The sequence below is a fragment of the Halomonas flagellata genome (assembly GCF_022487945.1).
GTDB lineage: Bacteria > Pseudomonadota > Gammaproteobacteria > Pseudomonadales > Halomonadaceae > Halomonas > Halomonas flagellata.
The window spans coordinates 124,837-141,254 of sequence record NZ_JAKVPY010000007.1 but is presented as its reverse complement, the minus strand read 5'-3'; the positions used below and the strand labels follow the sequence as shown (position 1 = coordinate 141,254).

Annotated in this window: 15 protein-coding genes; 3 read left to right on the top strand and 12 right to left on the bottom strand. The window is 70.1% G+C overall.

From position 1 onward, the window contains the following. Positions 1 to 87: 87 nt before the first annotated feature. The 8 genes from MKP05_RS07850 to MKP05_RS07815 are packed head-to-tail and all read right to left on the bottom strand — an operon-like array spanning position 88 to position 7,546. Entirely contained in the window at positions 88 to 1,659 is a 1,572-nt protein-coding gene (locus tag MKP05_RS07850) for a cytochrome D1 domain-containing protein (protein WP_338072344.1), read from the bottom strand. Further along, entirely contained in the window at positions 1,656 to 2,504 is an 849-nt protein-coding gene (cobA, locus tag MKP05_RS07845; protein ID WP_240567797.1) for a uroporphyrinogen-III C-methyltransferase, read from the bottom strand. The genes MKP05_RS07850 and cobA overlap by 4 nt, the downstream gene beginning before the upstream one ends. Positions 2,505 to 2,518: 14 nt before the next feature. Further along, positions 2,519 to 3,742 carry a heme d1 biosynthesis radical SAM protein NirJ gene (gene nirJ / locus MKP05_RS07840; protein WP_240567796.1) on the bottom strand — a complete coding sequence of 408 codons (1,224 nt, stop codon included), beginning with the start codon at positions 3,740 to 3,742 and terminating at the stop codon, positions 2,519 to 2,521. A gap of 2 nt (positions 3,743 to 3,744) precedes the next feature. Beyond that, positions 3,745 to 4,311: a siroheme decarboxylase subunit beta gene (gene ahbB, locus MKP05_RS07835; RefSeq protein ID WP_181422071.1), complete on the bottom strand. Its 567-nt coding sequence runs from the start codon at positions 4,309 to 4,311 to the stop codon at positions 3,745 to 3,747. Then, positions 4,286 to 4,759 carry an Lrp/AsnC family transcriptional regulator gene (locus tag MKP05_RS07830; RefSeq protein WP_240567795.1) on the bottom strand — a complete coding sequence of 158 codons (474 nt, stop codon included), beginning with the start codon at positions 4,757 to 4,759 and terminating at the stop codon, positions 4,286 to 4,288. Before MKP05_RS07830 ends, ahbB (MKP05_RS07835) begins: the two co-directional genes overlap by 26 nt. Next, a complete protein-coding gene (gene ahbB, locus MKP05_RS07825) occupies positions 4,740 to 5,291 on the bottom strand; it encodes a siroheme decarboxylase subunit beta (RefSeq protein WP_240567794.1) in 552 nt (183 codons plus the stop codon). The genes MKP05_RS07830 and ahbB (MKP05_RS07825) overlap by 20 nt, the downstream gene beginning before the upstream one ends. Continuing rightward, on the bottom strand, positions 5,288 to 5,767 hold the full coding sequence (locus tag MKP05_RS07820) for an AsnC family transcriptional regulator (RefSeq protein ID WP_240567793.1): 480 nt from the start codon (positions 5,765 to 5,767) through the stop codon (positions 5,288 to 5,290). Before MKP05_RS07820 ends, ahbB (MKP05_RS07825) begins: the two co-directional genes overlap by 4 nt. A 57-nt stretch (positions 5,768 to 5,824) precedes the next feature. Further along, entirely contained in the window at positions 5,825 to 7,546 is a 1,722-nt protein-coding gene (locus MKP05_RS07815) for a nitrite reductase (protein WP_276316553.1), read from the bottom strand. Positions 7,547 to 7,893: 347 nt separating this feature from the next. On the opposite strand from MKP05_RS07815, the gene MKP05_RS07810 reads away from it, so the two are divergent. The 3 genes from MKP05_RS07810 to hmpA all read left to right on the top strand — a co-directional run bounded on the left by MKP05_RS07810 (position 7,894) and on the right by hmpA (position 10,761). Further along, complete coding sequence (locus MKP05_RS07810) at positions 7,894 to 8,247, top strand: c-type cytochrome (RefSeq protein WP_240567792.1); 354 nt, start codon at positions 7,894 to 7,896, stop codon at positions 8,245 to 8,247. A gap of 23 nt (positions 8,248 to 8,270) precedes the next feature. Beyond that, entirely contained in the window at positions 8,271 to 9,488 is a 1,218-nt protein-coding gene (locus MKP05_RS07805; protein ID WP_276316552.1) for a cytochrome D1 domain-containing protein, read from the top strand. A 103-nt stretch (positions 9,489 to 9,591) separates the two neighbouring features. Further along, a complete protein-coding gene (hmpA, locus tag MKP05_RS07800; RefSeq protein ID WP_240567791.1) occupies positions 9,592 to 10,761 on the top strand; it encodes an NO-inducible flavohemoprotein in 1,170 nt (389 codons plus the stop codon). Between the two features lie 86 nt (positions 10,762 to 10,847). Here hmpA and MKP05_RS07795 read toward each other — a convergent pair whose 3' ends face one another. From MKP05_RS07795 to MKP05_RS07780, 4 genes are all read right to left on the bottom strand, one after another. Continuing rightward, the gene (locus tag MKP05_RS07795; protein ID WP_240567790.1) at positions 10,848 to 11,240 is read right to left on the bottom strand and encodes a ribonucleotide reductase subunit alpha; all 393 of its coding nucleotides are present in this window, start codon (positions 11,238 to 11,240) and stop codon (positions 10,848 to 10,850) included. A 106-nt stretch (positions 11,241 to 11,346) separates the two neighbouring features. Further along, the gene (locus tag MKP05_RS07790; RefSeq protein WP_240567789.1) at positions 11,347 to 14,439 is read right to left on the bottom strand and encodes an efflux RND transporter permease subunit; all 3,093 of its coding nucleotides are present in this window, start codon (positions 14,437 to 14,439) and stop codon (positions 11,347 to 11,349) included. Then, positions 14,436 to 15,803 (bottom strand): efflux RND transporter periplasmic adaptor subunit, encoded by a 1,368-nt coding sequence (locus tag MKP05_RS07785; protein WP_240567788.1) that lies wholly within the window; start codon positions 15,801 to 15,803, stop codon positions 14,436 to 14,438. Before MKP05_RS07785 ends, MKP05_RS07790 begins: the two co-directional genes overlap by 4 nt. Then, positions 15,800 to 16,417, bottom strand: coding sequence for a TetR/AcrR family transcriptional regulator (locus MKP05_RS07780; protein WP_110284221.1), 618 nt, complete (start codon positions 16,415 to 16,417; stop codon positions 15,800 to 15,802). Before MKP05_RS07780 ends, MKP05_RS07785 begins: the two co-directional genes overlap by 4 nt. Between the last annotated feature and the right edge of the window lies 1 nt (position 16,418).

Genomic DNA, 16,418 nt, shown 5'->3' with positions numbered 1-16,418 from the left:
GAACGCTTGGATATGCCCATTCTGCGTCAGCCACCTCCTGGAAACCATGACTGGCATCAAGAATGCTTCTTATCGACGCCCCCGGCGTCAGTGACTCGTCCCTTCTTCATAGCGCGTCTTGTTCCAGACGTTGTACTTGCCCGACGGCTTGCTCATGGGAATGCGCTTCTCCTCTTCCAGGGTATCGCCGTCGTAGACGATCACCGCACCGTCGTCCTCCCAGAGGCTCAGCAGCAGCTTCTCGCCGTCGCGGTCGAACTCCACGTGGGCGGCGGTCTTGCCGGGCTCGGGAGTGAGGGTCTCGATGATCTCCAGGCTGGCCTTGTCGATCACGTGCACCCGGTCGCGGTGGGGGCCGAAGAAGACATCCACCCAGGCGTAGGGCGAGTTGGCGTGGCTGCGCATGAAGAAGCCGGGGCCGTCGGTCTCGAGGGTCTTGATCAGCGACCAGTCGCTCATGTCGATGATCGACACCGCCGCCTTGGCCAGGTGCGGCAGCGCCATCACCCGGCGCCCCTCGTGCTCCCAGGTAATGCCGGAACCCAGGTGCGGCATCCCCTCCAGGGGCAGGTCGGCGACCTTCTCGCCGCTGTCCAGGTTGACCACCATGCCGCCCTGGCCACCCCGCGAGGCACCGATGACGTGCTCATACTCGAGATCGAAGAAGAAATCGTCCAGGTAGTCGGGCACCGGGAGGCGCCGCACCTGGAAGCTGGGGGTGTCATGCCCGCGTTGCTGCTCCAGTGGCGTGGCCATATGACCGGTGGCGACCACCGGCTCGGTGGGCAGCGGCCAGGGGATCTCCCACACCTCCTCGAGGTCCTTGAGCGCGGCGATGAAGCTGCCCCGCGGCGGCGCGGCGTAGACGGCGCTGACCCGCGAGCTCTCGCCGCTCTCGCCCACCACCGGGTAGACCTTCATCAGGTCGAGGTTGTGGGCGTCGAAGAGCACCAGGCTGTGGGGGAGGGTGTTGGCGGCCATCACGTAGCGGCCATCGCCGGAGACGGCGATGTTGCGCATGTTGATGCCGGCGCGCACCTCGGCCACCACCTCCAGGTTGTAGAGGTCGTACTTGGTGATCCAGCCGTCCCGGGAACCGAAGAAGACATGGCGCCCGTCGGGGGTGTACTTGGGACCGCCGTGCAGGGCGTAGCGGGTCTCGAAGCGATGGATCCGTTCGAAGGTGTCGCCGTCGAGCAGGCTGGCATGGTGATCGCCGGTCTCGACCACGATGAAGAGGTTGAGCGGGTCGGCCTCGAAGCGCGGCACATCGGGCAGGCTGCCCGCGGGATGCCGCACGACCTGGCTGGCCAGGATCTCCTCCTTCGCCCAGCCGGGCTCGACCTCGGGCTCGCGGTAGATCCACCCGGCCAGGGAAGCGATCTGGCCGTCGTCGAGCTGCTCGCCGAAGGCCGGCATCTGGCTGGCCGGGCGCCCGTCGCGGATCACCGCCTCGGCGGCCTCCGGCTTGAGCCGCGAGAGGTTGCCCGGCAGCAGCGCCGGACCGATGCCGCCCAGACGCGCCTCGCCGTGGCAGGAGGCGCACTGGGCCTGGTAGAGCGCCCGGGTGTCGTCGGCACCGGCCGCCGCCATGGCCGTGATCAGCCCCGCCGCGACCAGGGCCTGCAGGGACGTCCGGAGGAAATCGTCTCGCTTCACAGGGCAATCCGCTCCCGCGCCAGCTCCAGGGTCTCGCCCTCGGCGAAGGTCGCCTCCTTCGGGGCCGGCTGGGCCAGGGTGTCGGCCAGGCGCACCACCTCGCCCACCACGATCAGGGTGGGCGGCTTCAACCCCTCGCGCTCGAGGGTCTCGACCAGTTCGCCCAGGCAGGTGATCACCCGGCGCTGCTCGGGGGTGGTGCCCCGCTCCACCAGGGCCACCGGGTGGCTGGCCGGCAGGCCGTGGTCCTGCAGCTGCCGGCTGATCAGCCCGGCATTGGCCAGGCCCATGTAGAAGACCGCCGTGTGGTGGGGCACCGCCAGGGAGGACCAGTCCAGGGCCAGGTCGCCGTCGCCCTTGCAGTGGCCGGTGACGAAGGTGACGCTCTGGGCGTGATCGCGATGGGTCAGCGGGAAACCGCCATAGGCGGCGCAGCCCTGGGCGGAGGTGATCCCCGGCACCACGCGGAAGCCGATGCCGTGGTCGATCAGCACCTCGGCCTCCTCGCCACCGCGCCCGAAGATGTAGGGATCGCCGCCCTTGAGCCGCACCACCCGCTTGCCCTCCCCGGCCAGGCGCACCAGCAGGGCGTTGGTCTCGTCCTGGGTCAGGGCATGGCAGCGCGAGGCCTTGCCCACGTAGAAGCGCCGGGCCCCGGGGCTGGCCAGGGCCAGCACCTCCCGGGAGACCAGGCGGTCGAAGACCAGGCAGTCGGCCTGCTCGAGCAGCGACAGGGCCCGCAGGGTCAGCAACCCGGGGGCGCCGGGCCCGGCACCGACGATGGCCACCTCGCCGGGCGCCAGGGGCGCCTCGGCCAGAGCATAGGAAACGCGACGTGACGGCATGGCGGAATTCCTCGTCAGCCTGACTGGATTTCGACGGCCTGGATGGGATCGAAGGGAGCGGTGATGCGGCGCTCCCCGGCGCCCTCGCCCCCGATCTCGCGGTGGGTCAGGTAGCAGCCCGGATCCTCCTCCCAGGGGTCGCCGGTGACCTTCCAGGCGCGTACCCGGGTGTTGCCGTTACAGATCGACAGGTAGCGGCACTCGGCGCAGCGCCCCTTGAGCGGTCGCGGGCGCTGGCGGAAGCCGACCATCAGCGGGTCGCGGGTGTCGCGCCAGATCGCCGAGAAGGGCCGCTCGCGCACGTTGCCCAGGTCGTGGTCCCACCAGAAGGTGTCGGGGTGGACGTTGCCCAGGTTGTCGATGTTGGCGATATGCTCCCCGGAGGCGTTGCCGCCCCAGTTCACCAGGCGCCGCTCCAGGGCCTCGGCCTGCTCGGGGAAGCGCTCGCGGGCCCACATCAGCAGGAAGGGGCCGTCGGCGTCGTTGTTGCCGGTGACGTACTCCCGCTCCACGCCCCGCGAGAGCTCGTCTCGGCAATGGTCGAAGAGCCGGGTCATGGCGTCGCGGGTCATGCGGTACCAGGCGTCCTGCTTGCTGTGGCGCCGGCCGCGTCCGCCGTAGTTGAGGTGCGAGAGGTAGAACTTGTCGACGTCGTGCTCGTCGAGCAGCGCCAGGATGTCGCCGAGCTGCTCGACGTTCTCGCGGGTCAGCGTGAAGCGCAGGCCGACCTTGATGCCGCGCACCTTGCACAGCTTCACCGCATGCATGGACTCGCGGAAGGCCCCCTGGCGCCGGCGGATAGCATCGTGGGTGGCCTCCAGGCCGTCGATGCTGATGCCCACGTAGTCGTAGCCGACCTCGGCGATGGCATCGATGTTCGCCTCGGTGATCAGGGTGCCGTTGGTGGAGAGCCCGGTGTAGATGCCCAGCTCCCGGGCGCGGCGGGAGAGCGCGAAGATATCCGGGCGCATCAGCGGCTCGCCGCCGGAGAGGATCAGCGCCGGCACCCGGAAGGCGTGCAGGTCGTCGAGCACCGCATGGGCCTCGGCGGTGGAGAGCTCGCCGGCGAAGTCGATATCCGCCGAGGTGGTGTAGCAGTGCTTGCAGGTCAGGTTGCAGCGACGGATCAGGTTCCAGATCACCACCGGGCCCGGCGGCTTGCGGGCCGGCGCTCTTGTTTCATGACCCGGGGGCCCCGGCTCGATCAGCGACTTGATGTAGCGGGTGACGCGGAACATGGCTACCTCCTGGGCGGATCCTCGGGACGAACGGCGAGCCGCAGTCCGGTCTTCTTGAGGATGCGTGAGCTATAGAGGATGCGGTGGTCGCGGCACGCCTCGCCCAGGCGCTCGCGCAGTACCGCCGCCTGGCGCTCGACCTCATCGAAGCTGCGGCCATGCAGCATGGCGAACAGGTTATAGGGCCAGAGGGGCAGGTGGCGCGGGCGGCGATAGCAGTGGCTGACGCCCTCGATGGCGGCCACCTCGCGGCCCAGGCGGTCGATCTGGGCGTCGTCCACGTCCCATACCGTCATGCCGTTGGCCACGTAGCCGAGCCGGTAGTGGTTGGGCACCGCCGCGACCCGGCGGATCACCCCGCGTTCCTGCATGGCCTGCATGCGCTCGAGCACCGCCTCGCCGCTCATGCCCACCTCGCGACCCACCGCGCCCCAGGGGTCGGGGACCAGCGGCAGGCCGGCCTGGGTGGCCAGCACGATGGCACGGTCGGCGGCGTCCAGCCCCTGGGCGTCGCGATGCTGGACGTTGCAACCCCGGGCCGGCCTAGACGGGCAGATGGAGACGGACATGGAACTCCTCCTCCCTGGGCATGTTGTAGATGGGCAGGCCCGTGGCCGCCTCGATGCCGGCGATCGTCTCGGCGATGTGCTCGGGGGTCTCGGTGGCCAGCACGAACCACATGTTGAGCTCGTGCTCGCGGCGGTAGTTGTGGGCCACCTCGGGGAAGGCGTTGACCGCCTCGGTGACGCGCTCGAAGTCGACCTCGGGCACCGCCAATGCCGCCAGGGTCAGGCCGCCGCCCAGGCGCTCGGCGTGGTACATGGGGCCGAAGCGGCTCAGCACCCCGTCACGCAGCAGCAGCTCGAGCCGATGCAGCAGCTCGCCCTCGCTGATGCCCAACTCGGCGGCCACCGTGGCGAAAGGGGCCTCGACCAGCGGCAGCCCCTCCTGCAGGCGGCTGATGATCCGGCGATCGGCAGCGTCCAGCGCTGCCGTGTCAGGGCGCAAGGCGGTCACGGGGCTCGTCCTCCCGGGCATAGCGGCCGCCGCACTGGCGGTAGGCGTGGGTGCTGAAGAGCGCCCGGTGCTCCAGGTCATCGAGGCCCAGGCGCTCGACGATGGCCGCGAGCTCCGCCAGCACCCGATCGCGGCGGGTGCCGTGGATCATGCAGAAGAGGTTGTAGGGCCAGTCGGGCAGGCGCCGCGGGCGACGGTAGCAGAGCGTCACCGCGGTCTCCCGGGCGAGTCGACGGCCCACCAGGGCGACCCGCTCGTCCGGCACGTTCCACACCACCATGGCATTGGCCTGAATACCCAGGCGGCGATGGCGCACCACCAGCCCCAGGCGCTTGATCAGCCCTTCGGCCTGCCAGCGGCGCACGCAGGCCATCACCTCCTCCTCGGCCATGCCGGCCTGTTCGGCCAGGGCCTGCCAGGGCCGGGGGGTGAGCGGCAGCCCCTGCTCGAGCAGGGCACGCAGGCGGCGGTGGGCATCCGGCTCGCCGGGCGAGCGGGCGGCCTCGAGGGACAGCGGGGTCGCGGTGTTCATGTGCGCTCCAGTTCGGCCCAGGGAATGGGGAAGGACAGGTCGATATGGAAGCCCTCCAGCATCGGCAGGCGCAGGATTGGCACGCCCAGGCGGACCTCCAGGGCCTCGAGCCGCGCCTCGAGCTCGGGCTCGTCCGGCGCGGTCATCACGAACCACAGGTTGTAGTCGTGTTCACGGGCATAGTTGTGGTTGACGCCGGGGGCGGCGTTGATGAGTTCTGCGCAGGCATCGCACTCGGCCACGGCCACGGCGGCGAGCAAGCTGGCGCCGGCCCGGGCATGGTCGAAGACCGGCCCCACGCGGCTCACCACGCCCAGCGACTGCAGGCGCTCGAGGCGGGCGATCACCTCGGCCTCCGGGCAACCCAGTCGTTCGGCCACGGCCGCAAAGGGGCGGGTGGAGACCGGCAGGCCGCGCTGGTAGCAGTCAATGAGGCGACGGTCCAGCGCATCGAGGTCTTGAACTTGGCAATACATCGGCATAGCTCACTTGCGGCGGGTGGCGGCGGGCTTGCACCCGCCGCCGGTTCCCGATCAGTAGATGTCGTGCTGGGTGTTGATCACGTTGAACTTGCCGGTCGGGGTGACCAGGCGCTCGTCCTTGATCACGTGCTTCAGCTCGCGAGTCTTGTCATCGACGACCACGATTGCGGAGGTCTCGTCCATGGTGTTCCAGACGGAGAACCACACCTCGTCACCGGCCTGGTTGTACTCGGGCTGCACCACGCGCTTCGGCCCTTCGCCCACGTCGGCCCACTCGGCGATCGGCAGGACATCAAAGCCGGCCTCCAGGTCGTTGATGTCGAAGACCGCCACGCTCTGGCTGATCGCCTCGCCCGGGTTGAGGGCGGTGTCGACATAGAGGTTGTCGGACTCCGGGTGGGTCTTGATGAACAGCGAGCCGCCGCCCTGACCCTCCAGGGTGCGCACCACCTGCCAGGCGTTGTCCGGATGCCCGGCCGGGTCGGTACCGATCAGCTGGATGGTGGCGTCGCCCAGGTGGCTGGTGGCCCAGACCGGCCCGAACTCGGGGTCGACGAAGTTGGCGCCGCGTCCCGGGTGCGGAATCTTGCCCACGTCGACGATGGCCTCGAGCTCACGCTCCTGCGCGTCGATGACCACGATCTGGTTGGACTCGTTGGCTGCGGTGAGGAAGTAGCGACCCGAGGCATCCCAGCCGCCGTCGTGCAGGAAGCGGGAGGTGTCGATCTCGACGGTGGAGAGGGCATCCAGGTTCTCGTAGTTCACCAGGCGGACCTTGCCGGTCTCCTTGATGTTGACGATGAACTCCGGGTGCTGGTGGGAGGCCACGATGGCCGCCACGCGGGGCTCCGGGTGGTACTCCTGGGTGTCGACGGTCATGCCGCGGGTGGCCACGATCTTCTTCGGCTCCAGGGTCTGGCCGTCCATGATCACGTACTGGGGCGGCCAGTAGGCGCCGGCGATGGCCAGGTCGTCCTCGTAGCCCTCGAACTTGGAGGTCTCCACGGAGCGCGCCTCCATGCCAATCTTGATGGTGGCGACGATCTCCGGTTCCTCCATCCACAGGTCGATCATGTCGACCTTGGCATCGCGACCGATGACGAACAGGTAGCGGCCGGAGGCGGACATGCGCGAGATATGCACCGCATAGCCGGTGTCGAGGACCTTGACGATCTCCTTGGAGTCGCCATCGATCAGGGCGACCTGGCCGGCGTCGCGCAGGGTGACCGAGAAGAGGTTCTCGATGTCCAGGTCGTTCATCTGCTCGGTGGGACGATCCTCGGGAGCAACCCGCACCTCCCAGGTCTCCTTCATCTCGGGCATGCCGAATTCCGGCGGCTGCGGCGGCTCGTGCATGATGTACTTGGCCATCAGCTCGACTTCGTCCTCGGTGAAGTCGCCGGAGGTGCCCCAGTTGGGCATGCCGGCCGGAGAGCCGTAGTTGATGAACACCTTGAGGTAATCCAGGCCGCGCTCCTGGGTGATATCGGTGGTCAGCGGCTTGCCGGTGGCCCCCTTGCGCAGCACGCCATGGCAGCCCGCGCAGCGCTGGAAATAGATCTCCTTGGCCGTCTCGAACTCCTCGTCGGTCAGGTCCGGCGCGCCGGGCGTGCGTACCACCTTGGCCGACCCCGGATCCACGCTCGAGGACGAGCCCTGATAGGCGGTCTTCGATTCATCTTCCGCGTGCTGGGCCTGGGCCGCGCCGATTCCCAGGGCGACGGTAGTTACCGCCACCGCCAGGGGCTTGAGATACCCGTCTTTCTTCATCATCGTTCCACCTCTGTCGTGATCCACGAAAGCAGCATCGCCAGGCGGTGACATTCTTGTTGTCGGCGGGGGTGGCCGGGGGTCCGGCGCCGCACTCTCGGAGCAAGACTGGGCCAGTAAAAGTCATTTTTCATGCATCTTTTGCATCTCCCACCCCGCTTTCGCACTCCCCCTTGACGTGCGTCAACGCGAGCTCGACCTACCTCCAAAGACACGTTGCCAGACGCCGGAAAGCTTGATCCTCATCGACCCGTCGCACGCTCCATTGACGCCGGTCAAGGCGAGCCGGAGCCGCGGGCCCGACACTGGGCCCCGACGACACCGGTCGCTACCGACCCGAGGAACCCCCCATGCTTCGCCGCCATCGTCTCGCGCTGCTCTGTGCCCTCTGGCCGCTCGCCGGCCCGGCCACCGCGGCGGAACAGTCTGCCATCGACCCGGCCCGGGAGGCGGAACTGGAGACCCTGCTCTATCAGGACTGCGGCTCCTGCCACGGCATGACGCTGCGCGGCGGCCTGGGGCCGGCACTGCCCCGCGATCGCATGCAGGCGCTCGGTGCGGATGCGCTCAGCCATGTCATCCTGCACGGCATCCCCGGCAGCGCCATGCCCGGCTGGAAGGCGCTGATCAGCGAGGCGGACGCCCGCTGGCTGGCCGACCACCTGCAGACCGACAACCGGCTGGAAACGCTGGATAAAGACTGATCTCTCGGCACAGGAGACCCGCCATGCCCCTTTTGCCTTTGCTCAAGTCACTGCTCGCCGGCGTTGCCCTGGCCCTGCTGGTCGCCGGCCAGAGCCTTGCCGAACCGGCCGCGGGGGAGATCGAGTTGCGTGGCACGGGGGACCTCGGCGTGGTGATCGAGCGCGCCACCGGCAGCGTGGCGCTGGTCGACACCACCCGCAAGGCGGTGCTGCGCCACGTCGAGGGCTTCGGGGATCTCTCCCACGCCTCGGTGAAGTTCTCCCGCGACGCCCGTCACGCCTTCGTCTTCGGCCGCGACGGTGGCCTGACCCGGCTCGACCTGCTCACCGGCGAGGTCGACGGGCGCATCGTCCAGTCGGGCAACAGCATCGGCGGCGCCATCTCCCAGGACGGCCGCTTCGTCGCCGTGGCCAACTACGAGCCGGGCGGGGTGAAGGTCTTCGATACCGCGACCCTGGAGCTGATGGTCGACCTGCCGGCCACCTACGAGAAGCCCGACGGCACCAGCGACCGGGCCAAGGTGGTGGGCCTGGTGGATGCCCCCGGCAACCGCTTTGTGTTCAGCCTGTTCGAGGCCGGCGAGATCTGGGTGCTGGACCCGTCCGGCGACGAACCGGTGCTGGAGAAGCACCGCGACGTGGGTAGCCTGCCCTATGACGCCCTGATCACGCCCAACGGCCGCTACTACATCGCCGGCCTGTTCGGCGAGGACGGCATGGCCCTGCTCGACCTCTGGCACCCGGAGGCGGGGGCGCAGCGCATCCTGCCGGACTACGACCGCGGCGAGGAGCGCCTGCCGGTCTACAAGATGCCGCACCTGGAGGGCTGGGCCATGGCCGGCGACCGGGCCTATTTCCCGGCGGTGGGCCGCCACGAGGTGCTGGTGGCCGACACCCGTGACTGGACACTGAGTGATCGCATCGAGGTCCAGGGCCAGCCGATCTTCGTGATGAGCCGCCCCGACGAGCAGCAGGTGTGGGTCACCTTCGCCCATCCGCACAACGACGTGGTCCAGGTGATCGACACCCGCCGCCACGAGGTGATCGAGACCCTCTCGCCGGGCGAGTCGATCCTGCACACGGAGTTCACTCCACGTGGCGAGCACATCTGGATCTCGGCCCGGGACAGCGGCCACGTCAAGGTCTACGACACCCGCACCTTCGAGGAGCTGGCGACCCTGCCGGCCGAGTCACCCAGCGGCATCTTCTTCACCCACCGGGCCCACCGCATCGGGCTGTAACGCCGAGTGCGACGAGTTGTCGCACCCAAGAGGGGGTGATATCCGCCATGCTCGGCTATAAGATGCATTTGCAATGAATCTTACAAGACCCCCGAGGAGCCCCATGCTGACCCAGGACCAGGAACGACTGATCGCCGCCACCGCCCCCGTAGTGGCCGACCACCTCGACGCCATCACCCAGCGCTTCTATCCATTGATGTTCGACCGCTACCCCGAGGTCAAGCCGCTGTTCAACGACGCCCACCAGCAGAGCGGTGGTCAGCCCCGCGCCCTGGCCGGCGCGGTGCTGGCCTATGTGCAACTGCGCTCAGACCCGCAGAAGGCCCGCGACACCCTGGCCACGGTGGTCAGCAAGCACGTCTCCCTGGACATCCGGCCCGAGCAGTACCCCATCGTCGGCGAGTGCCTGATGGCCGCCATCGGCGAGGTGCTGGGCGAGGCGGTGACCCCGGAGATCGCCGCGGCCTGGAGCGCGCTCTATGAGGAGCTCGCCGGCCTGCTGATCGAGCTGGAGGATCATCGTTACCGGGAATTCGCGCAGCGTCCGGGCGGCTGGCGCGGCAAGCGGCGCTTCCGTATCGCCGCGACCCGGCAGGAGAGCGCGGTGATCCGTTCCTTCGTGCTGGAGCCCGAGGATGGCGGTGCCGTCGCCGACCATCAGCCCGGCCAGTACATCGGCGTGCGACTGGTCATCGACGGCGAGCCCGTCCATCGCCACTACAGCCTGTCGGATGCCCCCAACGGCAGGAGCTATCGTCTCTCCATCAAGCGCGAGCCGGACGGCCGGGCGAGCCGCCACTTCCACGACGTCCTGCAGGTGGGTGATACCCTGGAGCTCCTGCCGCCCGCCGGCGACCTGACCCTGGCGGAGGGGAACGAACCGCTGCTGCTGGCCAGCGGCGGGGTCGGCCAGACCCCCATGCTGCCCCTGGCGCGCCATGCCCTGGCCCGGGGGCGCCGGGTGGTCTACCTGCACGCCGCCCTGGACACCGAGCACCACGCCTTCGCCGACGAGGTCGCGGCCCTGGCGGCGGAGCACCCCGGACGGCTGCAGACGGTGACGGTGCACGAGCGCGGCGATGGCGCCGACCACAACGGCCGGGTCGACCGCGAGCTGCTGGCCCGTGTCCTGCCCGAGGGCGCGCGCTGCTACTTCGTCGGCCCCCAGGGGTTCATGAGTGCCGTGGACCGCGCCCTGGCCGAACTGGGCGTGCCCGACGAGCGCCGCCACTACGAGCACTTCGGCCCCTCACGCCCCCTCGACGCGGCCTGATCGACTCCCGTCGGCATGCATACGCACGGGGCCCGGACGCATGGCGTCCGGGCCCCGTGCTTCTTGGCACCGGGTGAACGCCCGGTTCACTGGAACCCCACCACCTCTCCCGCCCGGTCGAAGGCCAGGAACTGATCGACGCTGCCCATCTTCAGCGACTCCACCATGCGCTGGAGGTGCCGTTCGGCGAGTTCCGGACCGCCCTGGTCGGCCATGGCCGCCACGAAGACGATGTCCCACTCGACATCGGTCGCTTCCGACTCCGCCACCAGCGCCGCCATGTCGCTGAGCTCATCGGGGGTCTTGTCGACGCAGAGCATCGGGGTCAGCACCCCGCCCTCGCCCTGCTCGAAGCGGCGACGCTGCTCCTCGCTGGGGTGGTCCGGCAGTTCGGCGCGGGTACAGACGAACAGCAGGCGCTGCGGATCGGGTTGACGACGCGCCTCCTCGAGCAGGTCGGCAAAGCTGGAAATGGCCACGGGGCCTCCTTCGGCTGATGGCAAGGGGGGAAATGGCAGCGTAACGGGCCGCCCCCCTTCGCGGGAAGGGGAAAGTCGGGAAGGCACGGCCGGGAGGGGCCGGCGATCAACGCTGCGGCTGTCGCGTCCACCCCCGGTCGTCGAACAGCACGTAGAGCGCCGGAATCACCACCAGCACCAGCACGGTGGAGGTGAGCAGGCCGAACACCACCGAGATCACCAGCGGCTTGATGGCCGCCGCCTGGGTGCTGGTCTCCGCCAGCAGCGGCAGCAGCCCGGCGATGGTGGTGGAGGACGAGATCAGGATGGCACGCAGCCGGTCGCGACTGGCCTGGCCGGCGGCGGCCACCGCATCGAGCCCCGCCTCGCGATGCTCCTTGATGAAGAGGATCAGCAGGATGGCGTTGTTGACCACGATGCCGGCCAGGGACGCCGCGCCGACCAGCGAGGGCATCGACAGGTAGTAGCCCATGATCACATGGCCCCAGATGGCACCTAGGAAGGCCAGCGGAATCGCGGCCATCACGATCAGCGGCTCCACATAGCTGCGGAACTGGAAGGAGAGGATCACGAAGATGCCGACCAGCCCGGCCAGCAGGCCGCGCGCGATGGAACCGCCGGTCTCGGCGGCGCTGGCCACCTGCCCCTCGAAGCTCACCTCGGCCCCGGGGTGGCGGGCACGGAAGCCCTCCAGCCAGCCGCCCCGCAGGTCGTCGACGATCGCCTGGCCACTGGAGAGCCTCGCATCCACGTTGGCCTCCACGGTCACCGTGCGCCGCCCGTCGATGCGGGTGATGCGCGCCCAGTCGCGCCGCTCGGCCACCTCGGTCACCACCGAGAGCGGCACCCGGCTGCCGTCGGGCAGGGTGATGGTCTGGTCGAGCAGGTCGTCGAGGCTGTCGCGGTCTTCCGCGGCCTGACGCACCAGGATCTCGATGTCCCGGTCGCCGATGCGCTGGGTGTCGGCGATCTCGCCGAGCAGCGCCGCCCGCAGCTGGGAGGCCACCTCCTCGGCGGTCAATCCCAGGCCGTGGGCGCCCTCGGCCAGGGCGAAGGAGCGCTGGGGCTTGCCCGGACGCAGGTCGTCGATGATGTTGTAGACGGCGCGGTAGCCGGCCAGGTGCTCGCCCAGCTCCCGCGCCGCGGCGCCGAGGGCCTCCAGGTCCTCGCCCTGCAGGCGTACCTCCACCGGCAACCCGGCGGGCCCGAGCCCCGGCTCCTGGATGATCAGGCTCTGCAGGCCGCCGATCCGGCCGATCTCCTCGCGCCAGGCCTCGGTCAGTTCGTCCAGGGCGACCCGCCGGCGCTCGGCGGTGAGCAGGTCGACCATCACCGTGGCCACATGGGCCCCAGCTTCGCGGGCGCTGGGGTTGTGGTTGAAGCGCACCTGGATCGCCTCGACCAGGGGGGCGCCGCCGGGCTGGTCGGGGGTGAGGCGCTCGTCGAGGCGCCACATCGCCGCCTCGACCCGCTCGGCCACCGCCTCGGTGCGCGCCAGGGGCGTGCCCTGGGGCAGCAGGATACGCGCCTCCAGCACGTCGCCGTCGATGTCGGGAATCGCCTCGCGGCCGATATGGCCGCCGGCCATGAAGCCGACCGACCCCAGCAGCATCGCCAGCACGCCGCCCAATACCGCATGGCGCCAGCGGATCGCGGCGTCGGTGACACGCCCCACCCGCTTGCGGAACCCGGTGAAGCCGCGCTCGAAGACGGTGCGGAAACGCGAGTCATGCCCCTCGCCCAACCGCGAGATGCTGCCCTTCAGGTGATGCGGCAGGATCCAGAAGGCCTCGACCAGGCTGGCGGCCAGGGCGGCGATCAGCACCACCGGCAGCACCTCGAGCACCGCTCCCAGCTCGCCGGCGAGGAACGACAGGGGCGCGAACACCGCCACCGTGGTGAGAAACGACGACAGCACCCCGGGCAGCACCTGGCGGGTCCCCGCCACCACCGCCTCGAGCGGCGAGGCGCTCTCCAGGGCGTGGGCAGCGACGTTGTCGGTGATGACGATGGCGTCGTCCATGACGATGCCGATGGCCATCAGCAGCGCCACCAGGGTGATCATGTTGAGCGACAACCCGGTCAGGCCCATCACCAGGAAGGCCCCCATGAAGGCGGCCGGCAGCCCCAGTACCGCCCACAGGGCCAGCCGTGGCCGGAAGAACAGGCTCATCACCAGCAGCACCAGCGCCAGGCCCAGCAGGCCGTTGCTTACCAGCATCCGCAGCCGGTCGCGCACGATGCCGGTCATGTCCCGGGTCAGGTCGAGCCGGACCCCGCCATCCCAGCGCGTCCGCTCGGCCTCGACCAGGGCGGTGAGGTCATCCATCACGTCCAGGGCATCGTCGCGCAGGGTCTTGCTCACCTCCAGCACCAGGGCGGGCTCGCCGTTGAAGCGGATCCGCTCCTCGGGATGCTCGCCGACTTCCGTCAGGGTGGCGATGTCGCCCAGGGTCAGCTCCCCGCCCGCCGCGTCGGAGACCACCACCAGGCTCTCCAGCTCGCGCAGCGAACGCCGCTGGTCGGTGAAGCGCAGCAGGATGTCGCGGTCGCGGGTCTCCAGGGTGCCCAGCGGCATGTCGAGGCTCTGCCGCGCCACCCGTGCCGCCAGCTCGCGGGCCGAGAGGCCATGCTGGCCGAGCACGTCGCGGGGCACCTCGACCTGCCACTGCCGCTGCGACATGCCCTGGATGGCCACGCCCGCCACCCCGGGCAGGGTCATCAGCCGCTCCTCGAGGGCCAGGGCATAGTCCTCCAGCTGGATCAGGGGCATGTCGCCCCGGACCGCCACCGCCGCCACCAGGTCGCTGCGGTGCCGCTCGCGCACCACCGGACGCTCGGCGCGGGCCGGCAGGTCGGTGATGGCATCGACCTCGGTATCCAGGTCATTGATGAAGCGGATCGCGTCGCCGCCGGCCTCCATGGTCGCCGTGGCGCTGGCCAGGTTGTCCTGGGCCACGCAGGCGAACTCGTCGAGGAAATCGATGCCCTTGATCGCATCGTGCAGCCGACGGCAGACGGCGTCCTCGACATCGGCGGCGCTGGCGCCGCGATAGACCACCTCGATGCTCGCCTCGACGGCGCGGAAGTCGGGAAAGGTCTCGCGCTTGAGCCCGGGGGCGACGAACAGGCCGGCGGCCAGCAGCAGGAGCAGCAGCAGGTTGGCGGCGGTGGGATGGCCAGCGAACCAGCGGATCATGGCCGCTCTCCCGCGGCCAGCGCCCGCAGCCGTTGCGCCAGGGCATCATCATGCCGCGGCGCCAGCGCCATGCCGGCGATCGCCGGCTGCAGGTCATCGACGATCACCCGTTCCCCCGGCGCGAGCCCCGCCGCGATCACCGCCAGGTCGTGCTGCTCGAAGGCGACCTCGACCGGGCGACGCTCCAGGCGGTCGTCGCCGTTCGCCAGGTAGACCTCGCCGCGATGCACCGCCGCGGCCGGCACCACCAGCCTGGGAGTGGCGTCGGCGGCCGACAGCGTCACCCGGGTGTACATGTCGCGCAGCAGCGGGGGTCGATCGGGTGGCCGGGCATCGCGATAGGGATGATCGACCTGCACCACCACCCGGGCGGTACGGGTGGCGGGATCCAGGCCACTGGCCACCCGCACCACGCGCCCCGTCCAGGCCACGTCCCCGGTCCCGACCAGTTCCACCTTGGCGCGAATCTCCGAGAAGTCCAGCCGCTCGCCGAGATCCAGGGCCCCCTCGGGCAGTTCCGGGAATGACACGACGCCCAGCAGCCGTCGCATCTGGGCGAAGGGCACATGCGCCTCGACCTCGGCGGCCGCCAGGCTGTCGGCCTGGAACAGTCGCTGGCCGGCCCCCACGAACTGGTGCATCTCCACCTCGACCTCACCGAGGCGCAGGTCATAGGGCGCCACGAAGCGGGTGTCCTCGAGGTCGCGTCGGGCCTGGGCCAGGCGCGTGCTGGCCCGCTCCACCTGGGCCCGGAGCGACTGGCCGCGTGCGGGGACCAGCGCCAGCTGGTTCTCCAGCGACGCCACGGCCTGGCGCTGGGCCAGGGTCGCGCGGCGCTGCTCGTCGAGCTGGGAGCGCGAGACGGCGTTGCGGGCCGCCAGCCGCTCGAGGCGCGCCAGCTCCTGCTCGGTCAGGCCGAGCCGCTCCCGCTCGAGCGTCAGCAGGCGACGGGTGTTCTCCTCCTCCGTCTCGAGCAGCGTCTGCTCGGCGGCCAGCGTGGCCAGCTCGGCCTCGGCCTCGGCGATGGCCAGCTCATAGCGGGAGGGGTCCAGCGCCACCAGCAGGGTGCCTTCGCGCAGCAGCGTACCGCTGTCGAGTCCCGGGTGGCGCTCCACCACCCGGCCGGCCACGTTGGCCACCGCCTGCCAGGTCTCGGTGGGGCGGGCCACGCCGTGGCCGCGGGCCTCGAGGCGGAAGTCCAGGGGCCGGGCCTCGACAATCCTGACCGGGGTGGCGGAGGTCGTCGCCTCCTGACGCTCGGGGGCCTGGCGGTTGGCCACGAACAGCACGGCCAGGCCGATGCCCAGCGCCAGCCCGGCCAGCACCATGACGGCGCGGCCCAGGCGACGGAGCCGGGGGGTCATGTCCGCGCCTCCCCGTCGGCGGCGATGCCGTGGCGATAGATCGCGAAGACACGCGGCGCCTGGTCGAGGGTGCCCGTGACCTCGCCGGCCATCAGCGACTGGATCACCAGCCCCTGGATGGTGCCGATGAACTGCATCGTCGCGGCCTCGAGATCCAGCCCCTCGCGCAGCTCGCCCGTGGCGCGCGCCTGCTCGAGCAGGCCGGCGATCCGCTCGCGGTAGCGAAACAGCAGCGACCGCACCATGCGCCGTGCCGGCGTGGGGCGGGCATGCTGCAGCTGTCCCAGCAGCAGCCGCGGCACCCCGGGATGCTCGGCGATGAAGGCGACATGGGCCATGAACATGGCCTCCAGCGCCTCGAGGGGGGTGTCGGCACGGGCCGCCGCGGCGTCCACCCGCTGCATCACCCGCGTGCCGACCCAGTCCACCACCGCCTCCCAGATGGCGTCCTTGCTCGGAAAATGGCGGAACAGGGCCCCCTGGGTGACGCCCATCTGCCTGGCGATCTCGCCGGTGGTGAGCGTCGCCGGCTCGTCGCGGGCACACAGCGCGATGACCGTCTCCACGGTGCGTTCCCGGCGCGCCTCGGCGGTGAGGTGACGTTTCGCTGGCATG